Source organism: Kordia sp. (assembly GCF_050633145.1).
Taxonomy (GTDB): Bacteria; Bacteroidota; Bacteroidia; order Flavobacteriales; family Flavobacteriaceae; genus Kordia.
This window is the reverse complement of record NZ_JBOEFY010000001.1, coordinates 23,539-31,849: the sequence shown is the minus strand read 5'-3', so window position 1 is coordinate 31,849 and position 8,311 is coordinate 23,539. Positions and strand designations below refer to the sequence as shown.

Annotated in this window: 7 protein-coding genes; all 7 read right to left on the bottom strand. The window is 31.8% G+C overall.

The genetic code is table 11. The features are described 5' to 3' along the window. Window positions 1–186: 186 nt before the first annotated feature. Window positions 187–921, bottom strand: a complete 735-nt coding sequence (locus ACRBBL_RS00160; RefSeq protein WP_431367013.1) for a nitroreductase family protein — start codon at window positions 919–921, stop codon at window positions 187–189. Between the two features lie 110 nt (window positions 922–1,031). Continuing rightward, complete coding sequence (locus ACRBBL_RS00155; protein ID WP_431367012.1) at window positions 1,032–1,304, bottom strand: hypothetical protein; 273 nt, start codon at window positions 1,302–1,304, stop codon at window positions 1,032–1,034. Window positions 1,305–1,852: 548 nt separating this feature from the next. Next, window positions 1,853–1,996: a class I lanthipeptide gene (locus ACRBBL_RS00150; protein ID WP_431367011.1), complete on the bottom strand. Its 144-nt coding sequence runs from the start codon at window positions 1,994–1,996 to the stop codon at window positions 1,853–1,855. Between the two features lie 306 nt (window positions 1,997–2,302). Then, window positions 2,303–2,494: a hypothetical protein gene (locus ACRBBL_RS00145; RefSeq protein ID WP_431367010.1), complete on the bottom strand. Its 192-nt coding sequence runs from the start codon at window positions 2,492–2,494 to the stop codon at window positions 2,303–2,305. Between the two features lie 120 nt (window positions 2,495–2,614). Further along, entirely contained in the window at window positions 2,615–4,405 is a 1,791-nt protein-coding gene (locus ACRBBL_RS00140) for a helix-turn-helix domain-containing protein (protein WP_431367009.1), read from the bottom strand. Between the two features lie 100 nt (window positions 4,406–4,505). Next, window positions 4,506–5,885, bottom strand: a complete 1,380-nt coding sequence (locus tag ACRBBL_RS00135) for an aldehyde dehydrogenase (RefSeq protein ID WP_431367008.1) — start codon at window positions 5,883–5,885, stop codon at window positions 4,506–4,508. A 55-nt stretch (window positions 5,886–5,940) separates the two neighbouring features. Next, the gene (locus ACRBBL_RS00130; RefSeq protein WP_431367007.1) at window positions 5,941–8,274 is read right to left on the bottom strand and encodes a penicillin acylase family protein; all 2,334 of its coding nucleotides are present in this window, start codon (window positions 8,272–8,274) and stop codon (window positions 5,941–5,943) included. Window positions 8,275–8,311: the final 37 nt, after the last annotated feature.

Below are 8,311 nucleotides of genomic sequence, written 5' to 3'. Positions count from 1 at the left end.
TCGCTTTGCTTTTTGATCGCTTCGCGTCTATCTTTAAAGTACTCTGAAAATTTTTTGCTTTGCAAATTTATATTTCGATAGCTCTCAATACTTCGACAGGCTTAGTGTAAACAAAAAATAAGTTAAAGTTTATAAGTTGAAAAGTGCATCAGTTTAGTATAGTGGTTGTACGTTTTTAACCAACAACTAAACCTCCGTATACGTACTTGTAAAAGGCACTCTAAATCGGGGTCCATAGATGCCATTTTCACTACGAACGCCACAACCAACAATCATATTGATTTCAGCACCACGAGGCAATTTTAAAATTCGTTTTACACGTAAAGTGTCACTTCCTTCCATCGGACAGGTATCGTAACCAATTGCTGCCATGCTTATCATAAAGTTTTGAGCAGCTAATCCTGCGCTTTTATGTGCAACGATTCGTAAATCGCTCAAGCGAACTTGTCTGTATATTGGTCGAAACAATCCGATGCAGTTAAATACAGCATATTTTAGCCAACCATATATTCCTAGAAATTCAGCATAAATAGGAGGAATCAGTTTTTGATAATAGTTTAAAGCAAATTTTTCTCTTCGAGAGTATTCTTCTTTAGTTTTATCACCATATAAACTCTTTAAAAAACCAACATTGGCTTTGGCACGTTGTTTCCACAAATCTTTTCGTGTTACAACTACAACCAATTGTTTGGCGGTTTTTGCTGCATTTTGCCCTAAACAGGCTGTGGTTAATTGTTTCAAGACAGCTTCATCAGTAACGTGATAAAACTCCCATAACTGTAAATTACTACTCGTAGGAGCCAATACAGCGTTTTTTATGCAGGTTTTTACTTTTTCGGTGTCAATTTCAATGTCTTTATCAAAAACGCGTACAGAACGTCTGTACTGAATAGCTTCGGTTACTGTTTTTTCTGTAGTCATATACAAACATAACGATCTTAACGCGAACAAAAAAAGAGAATACATGGTATTGTATTCTCTTTTATGTTTAACCTAAATAATATTCATGAAGTGAATTTTAATTCTAAAAACTAGTTAGGATTACTGGTTCCACAATCAGTAGGAATACAGCTATATCCACAAGTTATATTTGTTGGGTTTGGTGGTGGTGGCGGATTTGTTCCAGTTGGTGGTGGTGGACAGAAAAAAGTATCATCTTCTGGTGGCTCTGTTGCACTCACACACGGAGGAGCAAAGGTGAAGCAATTAAAATATGATCCTGTTCCTCCAGATAAGCTTGTAGCTTCTAAAGAAGAAACAGTTCTTTTTCTTAATGATAATCCTGAGATTTTCTTTTTTTTCATAATTAGTAATTTAAATGTTAATGTAATGTGCCTATTTTTTATGTGTTAGGCTTTTCAACACAATGATCGATCTGAGAACAATATTAGGTGTGTTTTTGCTAGAAAAAAAGGAAGAGAAGCCTAAATTAAACGAATTAGACTTCAATTTTTTAGACTGAAAAATAATGATAGATTGTAAAACAGAGATTGCTTTTAATTCCTTATAAACACTAAGGTTAGTAGAGTTTTATAATTTGAATACACCCTAAATTAAACAAAAAAGGGTTGCTGTATGTAAGTTGTGAATTGAATATGAAATACAGTATGTTTTTTTTAAAATAGTATGTGTTAGCTATTGTATAATTTTTACTTTTTCTATGAGTTTGTAGGATATTTAATTAGATCATAAAAGAAACAATAAAATAGGAAGTAAAGCTGTTGCTGTAAGTTGTTTTAAGTGTAAAATAGATAGTGATATGAACCGAAGTAGATAGTTATTATTAGCGCATAAAAAAACCAGAGAAATTAACTTCTCTGGTAATACAATATTCTATTTTATATAATTTAAATTAACAATTATTGTCAGCACTATTATCTTCATCAATATCTACACTAGTTCTACTTCCTCCTATAATTTTATTAGCTAACTGTACATTTAGTTTTGATATATTAGTTTTGTTTAATTGAATTCTGTTTAATTGAATTTTCTTCATAGTTTTTATTTTTAAAAATTAATATGTTTACTAATAAATATAACCAAATATTTGATCTTTTATTGTCAGTAATAGTAAATATTTTATATAAAACTTTATTATTAAACCTAGCAGATTAAAAATAGTTTATAAAAATTCTAGCTATACTTAGAAAAACAAGAAAATAACTTTTAATTTTTATATCTACTGAACTTTAGTTGTATTAAAAAGTTTATAATGGTACTTTCTTTTATTTAATACATAAAAAAATAGAAAGTATATGGCTCTGGTGAAATTTTAATAGAATTCAATATTAGAGTACAATATCTAACAATTGTCATTACTAGCAATGTCTACTGTAAATCTAGATGTAGTACAGCTAACTCCTTCAGTATCTCCAGGAAGGTCATCGTCATCATTTCCAGCAGTATTTTTTGTTGGATTCCCTCCTAAAATTGTATTCAATTTAGAAATACTCATTTTATTTAATTGTAAATGTTTGTTTGAAATTCTTTTCATAATTTAATTTTTATAAGTGTAATTTTATGTTTTTGACAACTAAGTCATTTTTCAAACATACCATAGTTACTACAGATTTCATAAATTTTCAACCCTATTCTAAACAAAATAGGGAGCTAATTAAACTTCTTCTTGGTTTAATTTTTTGATGTAATACGAAGGATATAATGAAGTTTGTTTTTTGAAATGTTTTGTAAAAGAATCAGCGCTTCTATAGCCAACTTCTTCTGAAATAGACTTGATAGAATAGGCTCTAAAAAGTGAATCGGATTTTAAACGCTTTAAGGTGTATTGAATACGAAGATTATTAATATAATCGGTAAAACTTATCTCTTTTTGTTCATTGATAATTTTGGATAAATAAGTCGCATTAGTTTTTACTTTTTTGGCTACGAAACGTAAATTACAATTTAAATCCAAGTACAATTCTTGTGCTTCAAACTTTTCCAAACCTTTTAAGATATTTTGTAATTTTTCATCCGTAATGTTTACAGCTTTTTTTATTGCAGTTTTATGTTTAGAAGCTTCTTGAACACTTTTTGTTTCTAGGCTTGAAATCCTCTCTATGAGTTCTTTGTATGCTTTTGATTTTTGCTGTTCTTTTTTTCTAAAAAAGAGGTATACTATTAAAAAGGCTACACTAACAACACTTAATATAAAGTATAAATATTTTACTTTAGTTTCTGCAGCTGCTTTTCGAAGCTTTTGTCTTTCCATAAAAGCTACTTCTTCGACTTCATCTAACAGGTTAAAAAAGTTATTTATACGAACTTCTTTTTTGCTACTTTCAATTTTAAGCGTTGCATATTGATTAAAGTATTGCTCTTGATTTTTCTCGTCACCTAATTGTTCGTAACAGCGTGCTTTTAGTTTTAATAAAAAAATATATTCATCTGGAACAAAAAGATCTTTATCAGAAATCGTTACAATTGCGTCATTAGAAATTGTGGTATTATTTTTTTGTTCAGAACTTGTGTTATTTTCTCGTTGAACAATATGTAAAGCTTTTTCAATAGCTTTAATAGCAGCTTGATAATCTTTAGATGTAAAATAGCATTGTGCCATATAGTAATAGACTCCAATATTTCTTTTGTCATCTTTTTGAAGTTTGGTGATTAGTTTCTCAGACTTTTTTAATAGTTTCAATGCCTTTGCAATATCTCCTTTGTAGTAATAGTACAATGCTTTGCGAGGATATAGATAATTAATAGATTCATTATCATTAATACGAAGACTTTCTTTAATCCCTTTGTCTATATACACAAGTGCAGAATCAAGTTTTCCCATGTGTAAAAAATTATCACAAAGTCCCATATACAGACTAACTCTAGAGTTTTTACTGATCCGAGTAGTATCTTCGGAAATAGCTAACATCTTTCTGTATGTCTTCAAGGATTCATGGTATTGCTTTAAGTGCATTTTTACCAATGCAATATTAACTTCTGCAATATTAACTTTAGCAGTATCTTTATATTTTTGAGCAATAAAGTGTGAAATATTAAAATCTTCTATTCCTTGCTCCCCTTTTCCATACTGCCATTGTATGATTCCTCTAAGATTATAAAGTTTTCCTAAGATACTATCTCTATCGTTTTCGGCTAAAGAAATTCCAGTATTTATATATGAAATAGCATCTTTATATTTTCCTTGAATATCAGCAATATGGCCAAAATAAAAGTAGCTATCTATTGTCGTTAATTGATTTTGCTCTTTGATTGCCTTTTTATAATACGTTTTTGTGTAAATTTTGGCTGCCTCAGGATCAGAATATCTAGTAGATTTAATTAAAGAAATAAGTTCAGTATTAGTCTTATCTGCTAAACTATCAGGAATTTGAAAGTTTTTTTCTTGTGCTAAAAGCGAACAAGAGAAAAATAGAAAAATGTATAAAAATGGTAGTGTTATTTTCATTAATGAATGATATCGAATTTTAAGCCAATAATTATCCCACAATATATAAAAATACACTTTCTATATTTAGAGTTTTAACCTAAAATTATAAGAAAATCTTTTAGAAGTATTTCATAAAAAACTTAAGAAGTTTTATTTTTCCCTTATATGGCGCGTATCGAACAGGAATATCTAACCATGTTTTTTTATTGGTAATTGATTTTTTGTGTGAAAATGTATCAAAACTTCCTTTTCCGTGATATGAACCTGTACCACTATTTCCAACACCACCAAAAGGCATTCTGTGGTTTACAAAATGAGTGACTGTATCATTGATAGCACCACCACCAAAGGAGTAGCGTTCTATCATACGTTTGGCAAACTTTTTATCGTTCGAAAAAACGTATAAAGCCAAAGGTTTTTCATAATGCGTAATAATAGTTCGGATATCTTCTAAAGTAGCATACGTTTGAATCGGTAGAATAGGACCAAAAATTTCGTCAAGCATTACTTCACTATCCAATGAAGGCTCGTCTATAATAGTAGGAGCAATGTACAAATCGTCTTTATCTGTAACACCACCATGAAGCATTTCTTGTCCGTCTAACATTGCTGCCAAACGCTGAAAATTCTTTTCATTTACGATTCTTGGATAATCAGGTGATTCTTGTGGGTTTTCCCCATAAGAAGCTTTTATTTCGGCAATCAATGCTTTTGTAAAGTCAAACTTAGCTTGTCCTTGTACAATTAAATAATCTGGAGCAATACAGGTTTGTCCAGCATTTAAAAATTTCCCCCAAACAATTCTTTTAGCTGTGAGTTTAAAGTTGGAATGAATATCTACAATACACGGATTTTTCCCGCCAAGTTCCAATGTTGTAGGCGTTAGATTTGGTGCAGCAGCTTTTGCTACAATTTTTCCAACATTCACGCTTCCTGTAAAGAAAATATAATCCCAACGTTCTGCTAATAAAGCTTGTGAAATGGCTACACCGCCTTGCACCACTTTTACATGATTTTCATCAAAAACGGCTGTAATGATTTCTTCTAAAATTTGCGATGTATGTGGCGTGAGTTCCGATGGTTTTAAAACTACAGTATTTCCTGCGGCAACAGCACCAATTAAAGGCGCCAGTGCAAGTTGATACGGATAATTCCAAGGAGCAATAACTAATGTAGTTCCATACGGTTCTGAGTGAATACGATCTTTGGAGGGAAAATTAAGTAAAGCTGGCCATACACGTTTTGGACGCGCCCAGGATTTTAATTTTTTAATAGCTAATTTTAACTCCGAAATTACAATACTTGTTTCTGAAATAATTGATTCAAACTGTGGTTTCTTAAAGTCAGCATATAGCGCATCACAAATATCATTTTCACGATTTTTGACTTCTTTTAAAAGCTTTGCCAACGTTTTCTTTCGATATGAAATGTCATGCGTTTGCCTAGTTTTAAAAAAACTTTTTTGAGCTAGTACAATTTCGTTGCAGTTGTATTCCATAAGATTTGTATCATCAATATTGCTAAATTATCAAAAATTCAGTGTTCTCCGAATTTTAGTTCAGAATTAAGGTGTTTTTTGAAGTCTTTTTAATTTCTTCAGTGTTTAGAAGCATCTTTCTAAATTTCCCTTGAATGTACATTTCTGCCTGATCGTCATAGTGTTCGCTGAATGGATTTCCAGATTGTCCAGTTGGCAAAATACTCATACTGTTTTCAATATCCGAAAAGTCAATCACACGTCGAGTAGAAGGTCCAAAATACACTTTGTATTCTCCAGTTTCATCATAGTGAAATCCTAAATTATTAATTACTTCTTGCGTTCCTGATACTTCATACGGACCAACATTAAAATAGGAGCGTAGCATTTCTACTTTCCCAATTGGATGCGGATGTTCTACAGTATGTACCTTATTCCATGTCCAATCATTAACGTTATTTCCTAATTGCGCTTCTAGTTTTACGACTGTTTCTTTAAATGATTTTAATAAGATGTCTTTTCGAGTTTCTTTTTCTTCTGTAGAAATAATATCATACCAAATTGATTCTTTATAAAGTAGCGGTGCTGTAAAACGTTTTGCTATGTGTGTTTTAATTAACATTTCAAAAGTTTCTGTATCAAGTTCGTCGGTAAATGTATTTTTTAGGTATTGATAGATGAATCGATGGTAGATTGTAGGTGCAATGTCTGTTAATTTATTATCGCCGTTCCAGCTTTTGAGAACGTTTATCACTTCTTTTTCTTTCGTAGAAAAATCAGCATTTGCAATAACATTTAGGACTTCATGAATGGTCTCTACATGTACTTTGGATGTAACATCAAGTGTCATTTGCATTACATCTTCTTTTGTCCATTTATTGTTTGCTTCTACCAATTCTACGATACGTTTTCCTCTATTTTCGGGTAAATAATATCCTGGATATAAACTTCCGTTGATGCTATCTGGCTGATTGTTTGCAGAATATACATAATTCCATGGCGGATTGGTTGCACTTGGGTTTTCGGTGGCATCCATAAAACGGATTGGTTCATCGTTTCCAGAAATACCATTTAAAATCAGCTTTGAGTTTACATGTGCTGGTCGTTCAATCAATTGTCCAACCGCATACCAACCAATATTATCTTCGGCATCTCCATACATTAAATTTAGTCCTGGTGCATGAATTTTGCCTAATGCTTGTTCAAATTCCTTTTGATTTGTTGCATGCGACATGGTGTAGCAAGCATCTAACAACTGATTTTTTCGCTGTGTGTACACCCAAGACATGGCAACTGGTTGTTCAAAATCAACTCCATCAGCAATCCCGTTTAAAATAGGGCCGTGTTTCGTCAACTTTACAGTTACAGTAACATCATCGCCATCTTTTACTTTAATCGTTTTTGTAACTTCTTTAATAGTAGCATTTTTTTCTTCCCAATAAAAGTCAATATCATCATTTTCAAACATGGTCATTCCGTAGGCAATCTTTCGGTTGTGACCTAACATAGGAAAAGGTGTTCCTGCTAAGTGATAACCATATATTTCATAGGTTGGCGTGTGTACATGCGCTTCATACCAAACTGAAGGTTGCGAGAATCCAATATGCGGATCGTTTGCGAAAAGCACTTTTCCTGTAGCCGTTTTTTGAGGTGCTAAAACCCAGCTATTACTTCCAATAAATTGTGGAATTGGCAATGGATCTAAAGCTTTATCAACAGCAGAAATTAAGGTGTTTTTTACTTTGACAGTATCTTTTGCAGGATAATTTTGTAAAAGTGTAGTGTTTGGATCGACGCTAATACCTAAATCGGCTAAGTATTCGTTGCCTAATTTTTGTTGAATGCTTGTTAATAAAGGGTCTGTTTTGTGTGCCATGGCAAAACTAAAAGCCATATATCCAAAGATATTGTGAATGTCTTTTACGGTAAACTCAGTTTTGTCAATTCCTGTTAAGTAGAATTCAATTGGCGTAGCGCCATGTTCTATAAATTGATTGATTCCATTGATATACGCTTGTGCTAATTTATAACTCTTTGAATTTTTGTCTAGTGCCTGTACAGTTGCTTCTGAAGCTTCATCAATGCCAGTTATTGCAAAAAAACGATCTGTATCAACAGTAGCATCTCCAAATACTTCTGATAATCTTGCTGGTGCAATTCTGCGCATCAATTCCATTTGCCATAAACGATCTTGTGCGTGTACAAAACCTAAAGAAGTAAAGGCATCAGCTTCGTTTTTGGCGTAAATATGCGGAATTCCGTAGTCATCGTAATGAACTGTAACTTCTTCTTGTACGTTGTCAATATCAAAACTTCCATCGTAGGTTGGGAGTAATGTTCTATAAAAAATGTATCCTACAATTAGAATAATTAGCAATATAATTCCAATGATTTTAGCAGCTTTCTTCACAGGTTGGAGTTTTGTTAAATCTACAAAAAAATGTTTA

What these genes read in the sequence shown, in the direction of transcription:
- ACRBBL_RS00160 (WP_431367013.1), bottom strand. Translation starts at nt 921, where the DNA reads ATGACTACAGAAAAAACAGTAACCGAAGCTATTCAGTACAGACGTTCT.
- ACRBBL_RS00155 (WP_431367012.1), bottom strand. Translation starts at nt 1,304, where the DNA reads ATGAAAAAAAAGAAAATCTCAGGATTATCATTAAGAAAAAGAACTGTT.
- ACRBBL_RS00150 (WP_431367011.1), bottom strand. Translation starts at nt 1,996, where the DNA reads ATGAAGAAAATTCAATTAAACAGAATTCAATTAAACAAAACTAATATA.
- ACRBBL_RS00145 (WP_431367010.1), bottom strand. Translation starts at nt 2,494, where the DNA reads ATGAAAAGAATTTCAAACAAACATTTACAATTAAATAAAATGAGTATT.
- ACRBBL_RS00140 (WP_431367009.1), bottom strand. Translation starts at nt 4,405, where the DNA reads ATGAAAATAACACTACCATTTTTATACATTTTTCTATTTTTCTCTTGT.
- ACRBBL_RS00135 (WP_431367008.1), bottom strand. Translation starts at nt 5,885, where the DNA reads ATGGAATACAACTGCAACGAAATTGTACTAGCTCAAAAAAGTTTTTTT.